Raw genomic sequence first — 17,818 nt, forward strand, 5'->3', positions numbered from 1 at the left:
CTCCTTTCGCGCATCAAGCCCTTAAATCAAGCACATCAAGGGCTAACCAGGTTATCACTGAACGGTACACAATTCGCCAGATTTATTCAAAGAACTGGCTGATTTTCGCTTTCAGAATATCAATAGCGATGCGGTTTTTACCGCCGCGCGGCACGATAATATCCGCATATTGTTTGGAAGGCTCAATAAATTGCAGGAACATCGGACGCACCGTTTTCTGATATTGCGCCATCACCGAATCCATTGAGCGACCACGCTCGTTCACATCGCGTTTGATACGGCGCATCAAACAGATATCCAGCGGCGTATCGACAAAAATAGAGAAGTTCATCTCTTCACGCAAACGCGCGTCGGTCAGTAACAGAATACCTTCAAGAATAATCACTTTCTTCGGTTCTACGCGAACCGTTTCCTGCATACGGGTATGCTCAACATAACTGTATACCGGTAATTCAATCGCCGAACCGCGCTTGAGCGCCTGAAGATGCAGAAATAGCAGGCTGTGATCCATCGCATTCGGATGGTCATAGTTGGTTTTTACGCGTTCTTCCATCGACAGATGGCTTTGATCTTTGTAATAACTGTCTTCGGGAATAACGCCAATATGTTCGTCACCCACTTGTTCACGCAATTCGCGGTAAAGGGTACTGGCAATAAGACTCTTGCCGGAAGCCGATGCGCCAGCGATACCGATAATGACGCACTGATGAGACTGATCAGTCATAAATTTAGCGACCTGATTAACCTGGATGTAAGGAAGGGGGGCGCCGAAACGCCAAACGCGGCAATTATAGGGATTTCAGCAGCGCGATACCAGTCCGGCGCTATGCCACGGTGAATTTGTTGGCGGCGCATTCGACGTCGCGACGTAAAAGCGTTCAGTTTTAACGCGGGCAGCGGTTTTATCGACCCGTCTGGAGGAGGAATACGCCGGGAGCCACAATTTATATTCAGCCAGCGTATAAATCATTACGCGTTTATACTAGCATAATCACAGAGTAAACTGACGCGTCCGGTATTCCGCGACGTTACCGGCGATTCGGATAGAGTGGTAATGAGTAAACCATCCCAACATGTTTTCGTTACCGTCCCCCACCCGCTATTGCGTCTGGTCAGTTTAGGCCTGGTCGCGTTTGTCTTTACGCTCTTTTCGCTCGTATTATCGCGTGTCGGCACCCAACTCGCGCCGCTGTGGTTCCCCACCTCCATTATGATGGTCGCGTTTTACCGCCATGCGGGCCGTCTGTGGCCAGGGATCGCGGTCGCCTGCTCGCTCGGCAGCATCGGCGCCTCACTGACTTTATTTCCTGCCGCCTCGCTTAACTTTAGCTGGACGGCAATAAATATTATCGAGGCGGCCACTGGCGCGATACTGCTGCGAAAACTGCTCCCCAGCTACAACCCCTTACAAAATTTGAATGACTGGTTTCGTCTGGCTATCGGCAGCGCCGTGATTCCGCCGCTACTCGGCGGCCTGTTATTTTGGCTGATAGCGCCGGAAGCGGTCGCCTCGAAAGCGTTTCTGATTTGGGTATTATCGGAAGCCATCGGCGCGCTGACGCTGGTGCCGTTAGGTTTACTGTTTAAACCACACTATCTGTTGCGTCATCGCGACCCGCATCTGTTGCTGGAAACGCTATTGACGCTGGTCATTACGCTGGCGCTAAGCTGGCTCGCTATGCGCTATATTCCGTGGCCGTTTACGTGCGTTATCGTCCTGTTGATGTGGAGTGCGGTGCGCCTGCCGCGAATGGAGGCGTTTTTAATTTTTTTAGCTACCGTTATCGTGGTCTCGCTCATGCTGGCCAATGACCCCACGCTGCTCGCCACGCCGAAAACCGACGTGATGGTCAATATGCCGTGGCTGCCTTTTTTAATGATCCTGCTGCCTGCCAATATGATGACGATGGTGATGTACGCGTTTCGCACGGAGCGTAAACATATCACCGAGAGCGAATCCCGCTTTCGCAACGCGATGGAGTATTCCGCCATTGGTATGGCGCTGGTCGGTACGGAGGGTCAGTGGCTACAGGTCAATAAATCACTGAGCCATTTTCTTGGCTATAGCCAGGATGAATTACGCACGATGACATTTCAGCAATTGACCTGGCCGGAAGACCTGAATAATGACCTTGAACAGCTAAACATGCTGGTGCGCGGCGACATCAACAGCTATTCCATGGAAAAACGCTACTACACCCGCAACGGCGATGTCGTCTGGGCGCTGCTGGCCGTCTCACTGGTTCGTCATAAAGACAATAAACCTCTCTATTTTATTGCTCAGATTGAAGACATTAACGATCTCAAGCAAAGCGAGCAGGAAAACCAGCGGTTGATGGAGCGTATTACACAGGCGAACGAGGCGCTGTTTCAGGAAAAAGAACGGTTGCACATCACGCTTGACTCTATCGGAGAAGCGGTGGTGTGTATTGATGTCGCGATGAATATCACCTTTATGAACCCGATCGCCGAGAAGATGAGCGGCTGGCGGCAAGAGGATGCTTTAGGCACGCCATTATTAACGGTTCTGCGCATTACGTCAGGTGATAAGGGGCCGCTGCTGGAGGATATTTATCGCGCCGACAGGTCGCGATCGGACATGGAACAGGAGATAGTGCTCCATTGTCATAACGGCGGCAGCTACGATATTCATTACAGTATCACGCCGCTCAGTACGCTTGATGGCGATAAGATTGGTTCGGTTCTGGTTATCCAGGACGTTACCGAATCACGAAAAATGTTACGCCAGCTCAGCTACAGCGCAACGCATGACGCCCTCACCCAACTTGCCAACCGCGCCAGTTTTGAAAAACAGCTTCAACAGCGCCTGCAAACAATACAGGAATCGCCTCAACATCATGCGCTGGTGTTTATCGATCTGGACCGTTTTAAAGCGGTTAACGACAGCGCGGGACATGCCGCCGGCGATGCCTTATTGCGCGAGCTCGCGTCACTGATGCTCAGTATGCTTCGATCCGGCGATCTCCTGGCCCGTCTGGGTGGCGATGAGTTTGGCCTGTTGCTGCCGGATTGTAATAGTGACAGCGCGCGCTTTATCGCGACGCGGCTTATCAACGCCATTAATGAGTATCACTTTATGTGGGAAGGACGCCTGCATCGGATCGGCGCCAGCGCCGGGATCACAATGATAAATGAACATAACTGCCAGCTCACAGAGGTCGTGTCTCAGGCCGATATTGCCTGCTACGCCGCGAAAAATAGCGGTCGAGGCCGTCTGACCGTGTACGAACCGCAGCACGCATTAACCTCCTCAAAGGGAATGATGCCGCTGGAAGAACAGTGGCATATGATTAAAAATAACCACCTGCTGATGCTTGCCAGAAACGTCGCGCCGCCGCGTACGCCGGAGGCCACCAGCTTTTGGCTGGTCTCACTCAGGCTGTGGACCAGCGAAGGGGAAGTGTTGGAAGAGCGCGCGTTCCGGGCAGGGTTAGCCGACTCCGCGCTGCATCACGCGCTTGACCGACGGGTATTCCATGAGTTTTTCCACCATGCGGCGACCGCCGTCGCCAGCAAGGGATTAAGCGTTGCGCTGCCGCTGTCCGCCGCGGGATTATACAGCGCGACCCTTATTGATGAGCTGCTGGAACAACTGGAGCATAGTCCACTGCCGCCACGGTTATTACACCTGATTATCCCGGCTGACGTTATCGTTAAGCAGGCGCAGACCGCCGCTGCGACTCTGCGAAAACTGCGGCAACGCGGCTGCCAGGTGATTCTCAGCCATGTCGGGCGCGATTTACAGCTGTTTAATTTACTGCCCCTGCATATCGTCGATTATTTACTGCTGGATAGCGACCTTATCGCCAACGTTCATGAAAGTTTAATGGATGAAATGCTGACCTCGATCATCCAGGGACACGCCCAGCATCTGGACATCAAAACGCTCGCCGGGCCGGTACAAAACCCACAGGTGCTGGATACGCTCTCCCGTATTGGCGTGGATCTAATTTATGGCGACGCTATCGCCGAAGCGCAACCGCTGGATTTGTTACTGAATACCAGCTATTTCGCTATCCATTGACGGTTGCCAGCCGTGGGTATACCAGATATGCAGTAGCGCGTAGGAACGCCACGGTTTCCAGCGCTCCGCGTAGCGACGGATCTGCGCGGGCGTCATCCCGGCGAAGCGCTGCTTAATTAAGTAATCATCGGGTAAAAAGATATCTTTTGCCTGCCAACCGCGCAGGGCGAAATAGTTCGCCGTCCAGCGGCCAATTCCCGGAAACGTTTGTAAATTTTTAACGCTCTGCTCAATATCCGGCGGCGCGGCGAGCGCCAGTTTTCCCGCCAGCGTCGCCTGCGCCAGATGAATCAGCGCTTCGGCGCGCCGCAGCGGCATCCCCAGAGCTTTCAGCGCCAGCGGATCGGCCAACGCCAGCGTTTCCGGACCGGGAAAACAGACATAATCGGGCGCATCCGGCAACGCCTCGCCATAGCGGCGCGCCACTTTCGCCGTCAACCTGGCCGCCATCGCGACACTCACCAGTTGCCCCAGTATCGCCCGCACGCCTTGTTCAAACGTATCAACCGATCCCGGTAAACGCAGCCCCGGTCTGTCCTCGCCCAGTGGCCCCAGCACGGCGGCAACCTGCGCGGGCTGGCAGTCAAGATCAAACAGACGCGAAACCTTCGCCAGACACGCCGGCGCGACGGGAAGTAATCCGGCGCTCACGCTAACCTGCACAGTGTGGGTGGGCAGATGGGGCCTCACGCTGACCAGTCCGCGATGCTCGCCCACCACCAGGCTGCGCGCATAAAAGCCCTCGCCTACTGTTTCCACGCCGTCCACCGCACGCGCGGCAAGAAAGCCCAACATCCACGACCAGTCGTAAGGCGGCTGCCAGCTCAGGGTAAACATACTTTTCTCCTTTATTTGACCTTTCAGCATAAACGCTAATCGCACGTAACGCCTTGCTTTCATATTCCAGTTGTCGCCGCGACGACATTTCGCTAAAGTCACGCCCCTTCTTCACTGGCATGGGGATTTTAAGGTGTTTATCGGATTTGATTACGGTACGGCAAACTGCTCGGTCGCCATTATGCGCGACGGGCATCCACAGTTGCTGACAATGGAGAATAACAGCGCATTACTGCCGTCTATGCTGTGCGCGCCGACGCGCGAAGCGGTGAGCGAGTGGCTGTATCGCCATCATGATGTGCCGGCAACGGACGAAGAAACCCAGGCGCTGCTACGCCGCGCGATACGCTACAACCGCGAGGAAGATATTGAGGTTGGCGCGCAAAGCGTACAGTTTGGTCTGGCGTCGCTGGCGCACTATATTGACGATCCCCAGGAGGTCTGGTTTGTCAAATCGCCGAAATCCTTTTTAGGCGCCAGCGGCCTGAAACCGCAGCAGGTCGCGCTGTTTGAAGATTTAGTCTGCGCCATGATGGTACATATTCGTCATACGGCGCACAGCCAATTGCCGGAGGCCATTACCCAGGCAGTGATCGGTCGCCCGATCAACTTTCAGGGACTGGGCGGCGATGACGCGAACCGCCAGGCGCAGGGTATTCTGGAGCGGGCGGCAAAACGCGCCGGTTTTCAGGAGGTGGTATTCCAGTACGAACCGGTTGCGGCGGGCCTGGACTACGAGGCTACGCTGCGGGAAGAGAAGCGTGTGCTGGTCGTGGATATTGGCGGCGGCACCACCGACTGCTCCATGCTGCTGATGGGGCCGCAGTGGCGTCAGCGCGCCGATCGTGAAAACAGCCTGTTGGGGCACAGCGGTTGCCGCGTGGGCGGAAACGATCTGGATATCGCGCTGGCCTTTAAAAATCTGATGCCTTTGCTGGGCATGGGCGGCGAAACCGAAAAAGGTATCGCCCTGCCGGTGCTGCCGTGGTGGAACGCCGTCGCGATTAACGACGTCCCGGCGCAAAGCGATTTTTACAGTAGCGCGAATGGTCGTCTGTTGAACGATTTGGTTCGCAACGCGCGTGAAGCAGACAAGGTCGCGTTGCTGCTCAAGGTCTGGCGTCAGCGGCTTAGCTACCGCCTGGTACGCTGCGCGGAAGAGAGCAAAATCGCCCTTTCCGGCCAGGCGGATGTTACGGCGAGGCTGCCATTTATCAGCGACGACCTGGCGGTCGCTATCAGCCAGCAAGGACTGGAAGCGGCGCTGGATCAACCGCTGACGCGCATTCTGGAACAGGTGCAACTGGCGCTGGACAGCGCGCAGGAAAAACCGGATGTCATCTATCTGACCGGCGGCAGCGCCCGTTCGCCATTGATTAAAAAAGCGCTTTCCGAACAGTTACCGGGCATACCCGTCGCTGGCGGCGATGATTTCGGCTCCGTCACCGCAGGACTGGCGCGCTGGGCGGAGGTCGTTTTCCGCTAAGCGCCTCGCAAGCCCAGCGCTGATGGATTGACATTATTCTTGATGTGGCTTAACGTCAGGAGTGAGGGTAAGGGAGGATTCCTCCTCCCCCTGGTGTCTTAGTAAGCTGGTAGGCTAATCACTAAGAGTATCACCAGTATGATGACTACCTTCATCATAACCCTTTCCTTATTTTGGCCCCTTCCTCGGGAGGGGCTTTCCCGTTTCAGCGTCCTGCTGAAATCGGTGGCTTACCTTCATTGCCGTGCCGCCACTTTACCGCACTCCGGCGCGTTAACGATTTTCACCGATGAGAGTTGCGTAGCGCCTCGCAAAGCGGGTCGCCATTCAGAATAATCCCGACCGTGTTCCATAATTCCTCCATTTTTCTCCCTTCCCTGCTGACTACAATAGAGGGAGCAACATTCCGCAAAACGTTTCAGGATGAGAAACTTATACCGATGAAAGGCAGTAATACTTTCCGCTGGGCAATAGCGATTGGGGTTGTAGTGGCCGCCGCCGCATTCTGGTTCTGGCATAGCCGTAGCGAAAGCCCGACCGCCGCGCCGGGCGTCACCGCGCAAGCGCCGCATACCGCCGCCGCAGGTCGCCGCGGTATGCGCGACGGCCCTCTGGCGCCGGTACAGGCCGCGACCGCGACCACGCAGGCCGTACCGCGCTATCTGAGCGGGCTGGGTACCGTGACCGCCGCGAATACCGTTACGGTGCGTAGCCGCGTGGATGGTCAACTCATCGCCCTACACTTTCAGGAAGGTCAGCAGGTCAACGCAGGCGATCTGCTGGCGCAAATCGATCCCAGCCAGTTTAAGGTCGCCCTGGCGCAGGCTCAGGGACAGTTGGCAAAAGATAACGCTACGCTGGCGAATGCACGTCGTGATCTGGCGCGCTATCAGCAACTGGCAAAAACCAATCTGGTTTCCCGTCAGGAACTGGATGCGCAACAGGCGCTGGTCAACGAAACCCAGGGAACCATTAAAGCGGATGAAGCCAATGTCGCCAGCGCGCAGTTACAGCTCGACTGGAGTCGTATCACGGCCCCGGTCTCGGGACGCGTGGGTCTGAAACAGGTGGATGTCGGCAACCAGATTTCCAGCAGCGATACCGCAGGTATTGTCGTCATTACGCAAACGCACCCGATTGATCTCATTTTTACTCTGCCGGAAAGCGATATCGCGACCGTAGTTCAGGCACAGAAAGCGGGGAAAGCGCTGGTCGTAGAAGCCTGGGATCGGACTAACTCGCACAAATTGAGCGAAGGTGTGTTGCTCAGTCTGGACAACCAGATTGATCCCACGACGGGAACGATCAAAATTAAAGCGCGCTTTACCAATCAGGACGATACGCTGTTCCCCAATCAATTTGTGAACGCCCGGATGCTGGTCGATACCGAACAAAATGCCGTTGTGGTGCCTGCCGCGGCGGTGCAAATGGGCAATGAGGGCCACTTTGTGTGGGTGCTGAACGACGAAAATAACGTCAGCAAGAAGCGGGTAAAAATCGGTATTCAGAATAACCGAAACGTGGTGATCAGCGCTGGCTTGTCGGCAGGCGATCGCGTCGTTACCGATGGTATTGATCGGCTGACGGAAGGCGCAAAAGTCGAGGTCGTTGAGCCGCAAACCACCGTGGCGGATGAAAAATCCCCTTCCCGCCATGAAGGTCAAAAAGGAGCGCGCGCCTGATGCAGGTATTACCTCCGGGCAGCACGGGCGGCCCTTCGCGTCTGTTTATTCTGCGCCCCGTGGCCACCACTCTGCTGATGGCGGCGATTTTACTCGCCGGGATTATCGGCTATCGCTTCCTGCCCGTCGCCGCTTTGCCGGAGGTCGACTACCCCACTATTCAGGTTGTTACGCTCTACCCTGGCGCCAGCCCGGATGTCATGACCTCCGCCGTCACCGCGCCGCTTGAGCGCCAGTTCGGCCAGATGTCAGGGCTGAAGCAGATGTCGTCGCAAAGTTCCGGCGGCGCATCGGTGGTGACGCTACAGTTTCAGTTGACGCTGCCGCTGGACGTTGCCGAGCAGGAAGTACAGGCGGCGATTAACGCAGCCACCAATTTATTGCCTTCCGACCTGCCAAATCCGCCGATTTATAGCAAAGTCAATCCGGCGGACCCGCCGATTATGACGCTTGCCGTCACCTCAAATGCGATGCCGATGACCCAGGTAGAGGACATGGTAGAAACCCGCGTGGCGCAGAAGATCTCGCAGGTCTCCGGCGTCGGGCTGGTGACGCTTGCCGGCGGGCAGCGCCCTGCGGTGCGTGTAAAACTGAATGCTCAGGCTGTCGCCGCGCTCGGTCTGACCAGCGAAACTATCCGTACCGCAATTACCGGCGCCAACGTCAACTCGGCGAAAGGCAGTCTGGATGGCCCCGAACGAGCGGTGACGCTTTCTGCTAACGATCAGATGCAGTCTGCCGACGAATACCGCAAGCTTATCATCGCGTATCAAAACGGCGCGCCGGTACGGCTGGGCGATGTCGCCACCGTCGAACAGGGGGCGGAAAATAGCTGGCTCGGCGCATGGGCGAATCAAGCGCCGGCTATCGTGATGAACGTTCAACGCCAGCCTGGCGCCAATATCATTGCGACAGCGGACAGCATTCGCCAGATGCTGCCCCAGCTTACCGAAAGCCTGCCGAAATCGGTGAAGGTCACGGTCCTGTCCGATCGCACTACCAATATTCGCGCTTCCGTGCGCGATACCCAGTTTGAACTGATGCTGGCGATCGCGCTGGTCGTCATGATTATCTATCTGTTTTTACGTAACATTCCCGCCACAATTATTCCCGGCGTCGCCGTACCGCTGTCGCTTATCGGCACCTTTGCGGTGATGGTATTTTTGGATTTTTCCATTAATAACCTGACGCTGATGGCGCTCACTATCGCCACGGGTTTCGTGGTGGACGATGCGATTGTGGTGATCGAGAACATCTCGCGCTACATCGAAAAAGGAGAAAAACCGCTGGCGGCGGCGCTCAAAGGCGCGGGCGAAATCGGCTTTACCATTATTTCCCTCACCTTTTCCCTGATTGCGGTGCTGATCCCGTTGCTCTTTATGGGCGATATTGTTGGTCGACTGTTCCGCGAATTTGCGGTGACGTTGGCGGTAGCGATTTTAATCTCCGCCGTCGTCTCTTTGACGCTCACGCCCATGATGTGCGCGCGTATGCTCAGCCAGCAGTCTCTGCGTAAACAAAACCGCTTTTCCCGCGCCTGCGAGCGGATGTTTGACCGCGTGATCGCCAGCTACGGACGTGGATTAGCGAAAGTGCTCAACCATCCGTGGCTTACATTGAGCGTGGCATTCGCCACGCTCCTGCTCAGCATTATGCTGTGGATAGTCATTCCGAAAGGGTTCTTTCCGGTACAGGATAACGGCATTATCCAGGGAACGCTGCAGGCGCCGCAATCGTCATCGTATGCCAGTATGGCGCAACGTCAGCGCCAGGTGGCGGAGCGGATATTACAGGACCCGGCGGTGCAAAGCCTGACGACTTTTGTTGGCGTAGACGGCGCTAACCCCACGCTGAATAGCGCGCGCCTGCAAATTAACCTCAAGCCGCTGGATGCGCGTGATGACCGCGTGCAGCAGGTGATCTCCCGGCTGCAAACCGCCGTGGCGACGATTCCCGGCGTGGCGCTGTATCTCCAGCCGACGCAGGATTTAACCATCGACACGCAGGTCAGCCGCACACAGTATCAGTTTACCCTGCAGGCCACGACGCTCGATGCGCTCAGCCACTGGGTGCCAAAACTGCAGAACGCGCTACAGTCGTTACCACAGCTCTCTGAGGTAAGCAGCGACTGGCAAGATCGAGGATTAGCGGCCTGGGTGAATGTCGACCGCGACAGCGCCAGCCGTCTGGGTATCAGCATGGCGGATGTGGATAACGCGCTGTACAACGCGTTCGGACAACGCCTGATTTCAACGATTTATACCCAGGCGAACCAGTACCGCGTCGTGCTGGAACATAATACCGCCAGCACGCCGGGCCTGGCGGCGCTGGAGACGATTCGCCTGACGAGCCGCGACGGCGGCACCGTACCGCTCAGCGCGATTGCCCGCATTGAGCAGCGCTTCGCCCCGCTCTCCATCAATCATTTAGATCAGTTCCCGGTTACGACATTTTCGTTTAACGTGCCGGAGGGCTATTCGCTCGGCGATGCGGTGCAGGCGATTCTCGATACGGAAAAAACGCTCGCCCTGCCAGCGGATATTACAACGCAGTTTCAGGGCAGTACGCTCGCCTTCCAGGCGGCGCTGGGCAGCACCGTCTGGCTTATTGTCGCCGCCGTGGTGGCGATGTATATCGTGCTCGGCGTGCTGTATGAGAGTTTTATCCATCCGATCACGATTCTCTCAACGCTGCCTACGGCGGGCGTCGGCGCGCTGCTGGCGCTGATCATCGCTGGTAGCGAGCTCGATATTATCGCCATTATCGGCATTATTTTGCTGATCGGCATCGTGAAGAAAAACGCCATCATGATGATTGACTTCGCCCTCGCCGCCGAACGCGAACAGGGGATGAGTCCGCGCGACGCTATCTTCCAGGCCTGTCTGCTGCGTTTTCGACCGATTCTGATGACCACGCTGGCGGCGTTGCTCGGGGCATTGCCATTAATGTTGAGTACCGGCGTTGGCGCGGAATTACGTCGCCCGTTGGGGATCGCGATGGTGGGCGGCCTACTGGTCAGCCAGGTATTAACTCTGTTTACCACACCGGTGATTTATCTCCTGTTTGACCGCCTGTCGCTGTACGTGAAAAGTCGCTTTCCGCGCCATAAAGAGGAGGCGTAGATGCGCTTTTTCGCCCTTTTCATCTACCGCCCGGTCGCCACCATTTTGATTGCCGCCGCCATTACGCTGTGCGGCATTCTGGGCTTTCGTCTGCTGCCGGTCGCCCCGCTGCCGCAGGTCGATTTCCCGGTGATTATGGTTAGCGCCTCGCTACCGGGCGCCTCGCCGGAAACCATGGCTTCGTCGGTGGCGACGCCGTTGGAACGTTCTTTGGGACGCATTGCAGGCGTCAATGAAATGACCTCCAGCAGCTCGCTCGGTAGTACGCGCATTATTCTCGAATTTAATTTCGATCGTGATATTAACGGCGCGGCGCGCGACGTGCAGGCCGCCATTAACGCCGCGCAAAGCTTGTTGCCAAGCGGAATGCCCAGCCGCCCGACTTATCGCAAGGCCAACCCGTCCGACGCGCCGATTATGATTTTAACGCTCACCTCGGAGAGCTGGTCACAGGGCAAACTGTATGATTTCGCCTCTACCCAACTGGCGCAAACCATCGCGCAAATTGACGGCGTCGGCGATGTTGACGTCGGCGGCAGCTCCCTGCCCGCAGTACGTGTAGGCTTAAACCCGCAGGCGCTCTTTAACCAGGGCGTCTCGCTGGATGAGGTCCGCGAAGCGATCGACAGCGCCAACGTACGCCGACCGCAAGGCGCAATTGAAGATAGCGTCCACCGCTGGCAAATCCAGACCAACGACGAACTGAAAACCGCCGCCGAATATCAGCCGCTGATTATTCACTATAACAACGGCGCGGCGGTACGCCTGGGCGACGTCGCCAGCGTCACCGACTCGGTGCAGGATGTCCGTAACGCCGGGATGACGAACGCTAAACCCGCTATTTTGTTGATGATCCGCAAGCTGCCGGAGGCCAATATTATTCAGACGGTCGACGGCATCCGGGCAAAACTGCCGGAACTGCGGGCAATGATCCCCGCCGCTATCGATTTACAAATCGCCCAAGATCGTTCGCCGACGATTCGCGCGTCGCTGCAAGAGGTAGAAGAGACACTGGCTATCTCTGTTGCGCTGGTGATCCTGGTGGTGTTTTTATTCCTGCGCTCCGGGCGCGCCACGCTAATTCCCGCCGTCGCCGTTCCCGTTTCGCTCATCGGCACCTTCGCCGCCATGTATCTGTGCGGCTTCAGCCTCAACAATCTGTCGCTGATGGCGCTGACTATCGCGACCGGATTTGTCGTTGATGATGCCATTGTGGTGCTGGAAAATATCGCCCGCCATCTGGAGGCGGGAATGAAACCTTTGCAGGCGGCATTACAGGGTACGCGAGAAGTTGGGTTTACGGTCATCTCCATGAGTCTGTCGCTGGTGGCGGTATTTCTGCCGCTGCTGTTAATGGGCGGCCTGCCAGGACGATTATTACGGGAATTCGCCGTTACCCTCTCGGTGGCGATTGGCATTTCGCTGGTGGTCTCGCTCACACTGACGCCGATGATGTGCGGCTGGATGCTTAAATCAAGCAAACCGCGCACCCAACCGCGTAAACGGGGCGTTGGCCGTTTGCTGGTCGCCTTGCAACAGGGTTACGGCACGTCGTTAAAATGGGTGCTTAACCATACGCGTCTTGTCGGGGTGGTTTTTCTTGGCACCGTTGCGCTGAACATCTGGCTTTATATCGCCATCCCTAAAACATTCTTTCCGGAGCAGGACACCGGCGTGTTGATGGGCGGTATTCAGGCTGACCAAAGCATCTCTTTCCAGGCCATGCGCGGCAAGCTGCAGGATTTTATGAAAATTATTCGCGACGATCCGGCGGTGAATAATGTCACTGGTTTTACCGGCGGATCGAGGGTGAATAGCGGCATGATGTTTATTACGCTGAAGCCGCGCGGCGAACGCAAAGAGACGGCGCAGCAAATCATTGATCGACTGCGGGTCAAACTGGCAAAAGAACCTGGCGCCAGGCTGTTTCTGATGGCGGTACAGGATATTCGCGTCGGCGGGCGGCAGGCTAACGCCAGTTACCAATATACGTTGCTGTCTGACTCTCTCGCGGCGCTGCGCGAATGGGAGCCGAAAATACGCAAAGCGCTCTCGGCCCTGCCGCAACTGGCGGACGTAAACTCCGACCAGCAGGATAACGGCGCGGAGATGAACCTTATCTACGACCGCGACACCATGTCACGGCTGGGTATTGATGTTCAGGCCGCAAACAGTCTGTTAAATAATGCTTTCGGCCAGCGGCAAATTTCCACCATTTATCAGCCGATGAACCAGTATAAAGTGGTGATGGAAGTCGATCCGCGCTATAGCCAGGATATCAGCGCGCTGGAGAAAATGTTCGTTATCAACCGTGACGGAAAAGCGATTCCCCTCTCTTATTTCGCCCAATGGCGGCCCGCCAATGCGCCGCTGTCGGTGAACCATCAGGGACTTTCCGCGGCGTCCACGATTGCCTTTAACCTGCCGACCGGCACATCGTTATCGCAGGCGACAGAGGCCATTAATCGCACCATGACGCAGCTTGGCGTCCCCTCGACGGTACGCGGCAGTTTTTCCGGAACGGCGCAAGTCTTCCAGCAGACCATGAATTCACAGCTTATTTTGATAGTGGCGGCGATCGCTACCGTCTACATTGTGCTGGGGATACTGTACGAAAGCTACGTCCATCCACTGACCATTCTCTCTACTCTACCATCGGCGGGCGTTGGGGCGCTTCTGGCGCTGGAACTCTTCAATGCCCCTTTCAGCCTAATCGCCCTGATAGGGATCATGCTATTAATTGGCATTGTGAAGAAAAACGCCATTATGATGGTCGATTTTGCGCTTGAAGCGCAACGAAGCGGCGGCCTGACGCCGGAACAAGCCATTTTCCAGGCCTGCTTGTTACGCTTCCGTCCAATAATGATGACCACGCTGGCGGCGCTGTTCGGCGCACTGCCATTGGTGTTATCTGGCGGAGACGGTTCGGAATTACGGCAGCCGCTGGGGATAACCATTGTCGGCGGTTTGGTCATGAGCCAGCTCCTGACGCTCTATACCACGCCGGTGGTGTACCTCTTTTTCGATCGTCTGCGGCTACGTTTTTCGCGTAAAAATAGCAAACCGGTAGTAGAGATATGACAGAACTTCCTGACAACACCCGCTGGCAACTCTGGATTGTGGCATTCGGCTTTTTTATGCAGTCGCTGGATACCACCATCGTCAACACTGCGCTGCCCTCCATGGCGAAAAGCCTGGGGGAAAGCCCGCTGCATATGCACATGGTAGTGGTGTCATATGTTCTTACCGTCGCCGTGATGCTCCCCGCCAGCGGCTGGCTGGCAGACAAAATCGGCGTGCGTAATATTTTCTTTGCCGCCATTGTGCTGTTCACGCTGGGTTCGCTGTTTTGCGCCCTTTCCGGCACGCTTAATCAACTGGTATTAGCGCGGGTTTTACAAGGCGTAGGCGGCGCGATGATGGTGCCGGTCGGACGCCTGACGGTCATGAAAATCGTGCCGCGCGCGCAATATATGGCGGCGATGACCTTCGTCACCCTACCGGGACAGATCGGGCCGTTACTCGGCCCCGCGCTGGGCGGGGTGCTGGTGGAATATGCTTCATGGCACTGGATCTTTCTGATCAATATCCCGGTGGGAATTGTCGGCGCTATGGCAACCTTTATGCTGATGCCAAACTACACCATAGAGACCCGGCGCTTTGATCTGCCGGGGTTCCTGCTGTTAGCTATCGGCATGGCGGTACTCACGCTGGCGCTGGACGGTAGTAAAAGCATGGGGATTTCGCCCTGGACATTAGCCGGACTTGCTGCGGGCGGCGCGGCAGCCATTCTGCTCTATCTCTTCCATGCCAAAAAAAACTCAGGCGCGTTATTCAGCCTGCGATTGTTCCGCACGCCCACGTTTTCACTGGGGTTGCTGGGCAGTTTTGCCGGGCGTATCGGCAGCGGTATGCTGCCGTTTATGACGCCGGTCTTTTTGCAAATTGGTCTTGGTTTTTCACCGTTTCATGCCGGTTTGATGATGATTCCCATGGTGCTGGGCAGCATGGGAATGAAGCGGATTGTAGTGCAGATAGTTAACCGTTTTGGCTATCGTCGGGTTCTGGTGGCGACTACGCTCGGACTGGCATTGGTTAGCCTGTTGTTTATGTCGGTCGCGCTGCTCGGCTGGTATTATCTCCTGCCGCTGGTACTGCTTTTGCAGGGAATGGTGAACTCGGCGCGCTTTTCTTCCATGAATACCTTAACGCTAAAAGACCTTCCCGATACGCTGGCCAGCAGCGGCAATAGCTTATTATCGATGATTATGCAGCTCTCGATGAGTATCGGCGTCACTATTGCCGGAATGCTGCTGGGTATGTTTGGCCAACAGCATATCGGGATAGACAGTAGCGCCACACATCACGTCTTTATGTACACCTGGTTATGTATGGCGGTTATTATCGCGCTACCGGCGATAATTTTTGCCCGCGTGCCGAACGATACACAGCAAAACATGGTCATTTCACGGCGTAAAAGGAGCCTGTAATGAAAGTCTGGCGGCCCGGAATCACCGGCAAGCTGTTTCTGGCGATTTTCGCCACCTGCATCGTGCTGCTGATCAGTATGCATTGGGCCGTGCGCGTCAGTTTTGAACGCGGATTTATTGACTATATCAAACACGGCAACGAGCAGCGGCTACAAATGCTGGGCGATGCGCTGGGCGACCAGTACCAGCAACACGGCAACTGGCGTTTTTTACGCAACAACGATCGCTTCGTTTTCCAGATTTTGCGTTCATTTGAGCATGACAACGACCGCGATAAACCCGGCCCCGGTATGCCGCCGCACGGTTGGCGCACCCAATTCTGGGTCGTCGATCAAAATGGCCGGGTGCTGGTCGGCCCACGCGGTCCGGTGCCGCATGACGGTACTCGCCGCCCCATTCTGGTCAATGGCGCCGAAGTCGGCGCGGTTATCGCCTCTCCTGTCGAGCGGCTGACGCGCAATACGGATATTAATTTTGATAAGCAGCAGCGGCGCGCCAGTTGGATGATCGTGGCGTTATCAACGTTGCTGGCTGCGCTGGCGACGTTTTTGCTGGCGCGTGGCCTGCTCGCCCCGGTCAAACGGTTGGTCGAGGGTACGCACAGACTGGCGGCGGGGGATTTTACCACGCGCGTGACCCCAACCAGCGCCGATGAGCTGGGAAAACTGGCGCAGGATTTTAACCAGCTTGCCAGCACGCTGGAAAAAAACCAGCAGATGCGCCGCGACTTTATGGCGGATATTTCCCACGAACTGCGCACGCCGCTGGCGGTATTGCGCGGCGAACTGGAAGCCATTCAGGATGGCGTTCGCCAGTTCACGCCAGAATCGGTTACCTCGTTACAGGCGGAAGTCGGTACGCTTACCAAACTGGTTGACGACCTGCATCAGCTTTCGTTGTCTGACGAGGGCGCGCTGGCTTACCAAAAAACGACCGTCGATCTTGTCCCCCTGTTGGAAGTCGCTGGCGGCGCGTTCAGAGAACGCTTTACCAGCCGGGGGCTAACGCTACATTACGCGTTGCCGGATAGCATGACCATCTTCGGCGACCCGGATCGCCTGATGCAACTGTTTAATAATCTGCTGGAAAACAGTCTGCGCTACACCGACAGCGGCGGTGGCCTGCATATTTCCGCCGAACAACGCGACAAATCATTATTCCTGACCTTTGCCGATTCTGCACCGGGCGTCAGCGATGAACAGTTACAAAAGCTTTTTGACCGTTTTTACCGCACGGAAGTGTCCCGTAACCGCGCCAGCGGCGGTTCTGGACTGGGGCTGGCAATATGCGTCAATATTGTACACGCGCATAACGGTCATCTTCACGCCGCTCATTCGCCTTTTGGCGGGGTTAGCATTACAGTAGAGTTACCGCTGGATCGCGATTTACAGAGAGAAGTATGACTGAATTACCCATTGATGAAAACACGCCGCGCATTTTGATTGTTGAAGATGAACCCAAGCTGGGACAGCTGCTTATTGACTACTTACGCGCGGCGAGTTACGCCCCCACGCTCATCAATCATGGCGACAAGGTACTGCCGTATGTGCGTCAAACGCCGCCGGATCTGATCCTGCTGGATCTGATGCTGCCGGGTACCGATGGTCTGACGCTATGCCGGGAGATTCGCCGTTTTTCCGACATCCCCATTGTGATGGTCACGGCCAAAATCGAAGAGATCGACCGGCTGCTTGGGCTGGAAATCGGCGCCGATGATTATATCTGTAAGCCTTACAGCCCGCGCGAAGTCGTGGCCCGCGTGAAAACCATTTTGCGCCGCTGTAAACCGCAGCGCGAACTCCAGCAGCAGGATGCCGAAAGCCCGTTAATGATTGATGAAAGCCGCTTTCAGGCCTCCTGGTGTGGTAAAGCGCTGGATTTAACCCCCGCTGAATTCCGTCTGCTAAAAACCTTATCGCTTGAACCGGGTAAAGTTTTTTCCCGCGAGCAGTTGTTAAACCACCTCTACGACGACTACCGTGTGGTGACCGATCGTACTATCGACAGCCACATTAAAAACCTGCGCCGTAAACTGGAATCGCTGGATGCCGAACAGTCATTTATACGCGCGGTGTACGGTGTAGGGTATCGCTGGGAAGCGGATGCGTGTCGCCTGGTATAATGATTATTGGCATAACAATAACAAGGTCGTAAGA

At 56.1% G+C, this 17,818-nt stretch carries 11 protein-coding genes; 8 read left to right on the top strand and 3 right to left on the bottom strand.

Annotated elements, in window-relative coordinates:
• Positions 1 to 82: 82 nt before the first annotated feature.
• Positions 83 to 724 (bottom strand): uridine kinase, encoded by a 642-nt coding sequence (gene udk / locus ACLJRS_RS06820; RefSeq protein WP_000132080.1) that lies wholly within the window; start codon positions 722 to 724, stop codon positions 83 to 85.
• A gap of 330 nt (positions 725 to 1,054) precedes the next feature.
• On the opposite strand from udk, the gene ACLJRS_RS06825 reads away from it, so the two are divergent.
• Positions 1,055 to 4,045, top strand: a complete 2,991-nt coding sequence (locus ACLJRS_RS06825; RefSeq protein ID WP_000042953.1) for an MASE1 domain-containing protein — start codon at positions 1,055 to 1,057, stop codon at positions 4,043 to 4,045.
• Here ACLJRS_RS06825 and alkA read toward each other — a convergent pair.
• On the bottom strand, positions 4,013 to 4,882 hold the full coding sequence (gene alkA, locus ACLJRS_RS06830) for a DNA-3-methyladenine glycosylase 2 (RefSeq protein WP_000494714.1): 870 nt from the start codon (positions 4,880 to 4,882) through the stop codon (positions 4,013 to 4,015). The genes ACLJRS_RS06825 and alkA overlap by 33 nt on opposite strands.
• A gap of 133 nt (positions 4,883 to 5,015) precedes the next feature.
• Here alkA and yegD point away from each other — a divergent pair, with 133 nt between their 5' ends.
• The gene (yegD, locus tag ACLJRS_RS06835) at positions 5,016 to 6,368 is read left to right on the top strand and encodes a molecular chaperone (protein WP_000469629.1); all 1,353 of its coding nucleotides are present in this window, start codon (positions 5,016 to 5,018) and stop codon (positions 6,366 to 6,368) included.
• 98 nt (positions 6,369 to 6,466) lie between these two features.
• Here the strand turns inward: yegD and ACLJRS_RS06840 are convergent, their stop codons facing one another.
• On the bottom strand, positions 6,467 to 6,526 hold the full coding sequence (locus tag ACLJRS_RS06840) for a type I toxin-antitoxin system Ibs family toxin (protein ID WP_105887528.1): 60 nt from the start codon (positions 6,524 to 6,526) through the stop codon (positions 6,467 to 6,469).
• A gap of 282 nt (positions 6,527 to 6,808) precedes the next feature.
• On the opposite strand from ACLJRS_RS06840, the gene mdtA reads away from it, so the two are divergent.
• From mdtA to baeR, 6 genes are read left to right on the top strand one after another with little or no spacing between them, the layout of a single operon-like run.
• Positions 6,809 to 8,050, top strand: a complete 1,242-nt coding sequence (gene mdtA / locus ACLJRS_RS06845) for a multidrug efflux RND transporter subunit MdtA (protein WP_000678827.1) — start codon at positions 6,809 to 6,811, stop codon at positions 8,048 to 8,050.
• A complete protein-coding gene (mdtB, locus tag ACLJRS_RS06850) occupies positions 8,050 to 11,172 on the top strand; it encodes a multidrug efflux RND transporter permease subunit MdtB (protein ID WP_001197787.1) in 3,123 nt (1,040 codons plus the stop codon). Before mdtA ends, mdtB begins: the two co-directional genes overlap by 1 nt.
• On the top strand, positions 11,173 to 14,253 hold the full coding sequence (gene mdtC / locus ACLJRS_RS06855; RefSeq protein WP_001210108.1) for a multidrug efflux RND transporter permease subunit MdtC: 3,081 nt from the start codon (positions 11,173 to 11,175) through the stop codon (positions 14,251 to 14,253).
• Entirely contained in the window at positions 14,250 to 15,662 is a 1,413-nt protein-coding gene (locus tag ACLJRS_RS06860; RefSeq protein WP_000137818.1) for an MFS transporter, read from the top strand. The genes mdtC and ACLJRS_RS06860 overlap by 4 nt, the downstream gene beginning before the upstream one ends.
• Positions 15,662 to 17,065 carry a two-component system sensor histidine kinase BaeS gene (gene baeS / locus ACLJRS_RS06865; protein ID WP_000870074.1) on the top strand — a complete coding sequence of 468 codons (1,404 nt, stop codon included), beginning with the start codon at positions 15,662 to 15,664 and terminating at the stop codon, positions 17,063 to 17,065. Before ACLJRS_RS06860 ends, baeS begins: the two co-directional genes overlap by 1 nt.
• On the top strand, positions 17,062 to 17,784 hold the full coding sequence (gene baeR, locus ACLJRS_RS06870) for a two-component system response regulator BaeR (RefSeq protein ID WP_000137854.1): 723 nt from the start codon (positions 17,062 to 17,064) through the stop codon (positions 17,782 to 17,784). Before baeS ends, baeR begins: the two co-directional genes overlap by 4 nt.
• The last annotated feature ends 34 nt before the right edge of the window (positions 17,785 to 17,818 follow it).

Origin of the sequence: Salmonella sp. SAL00670 (assembly GCF_046552235.1) — a bacterium.
Classification (GTDB): Bacteria; Pseudomonadota; Gammaproteobacteria; order Enterobacterales; family Enterobacteriaceae; genus Salmonella; species Salmonella enterica.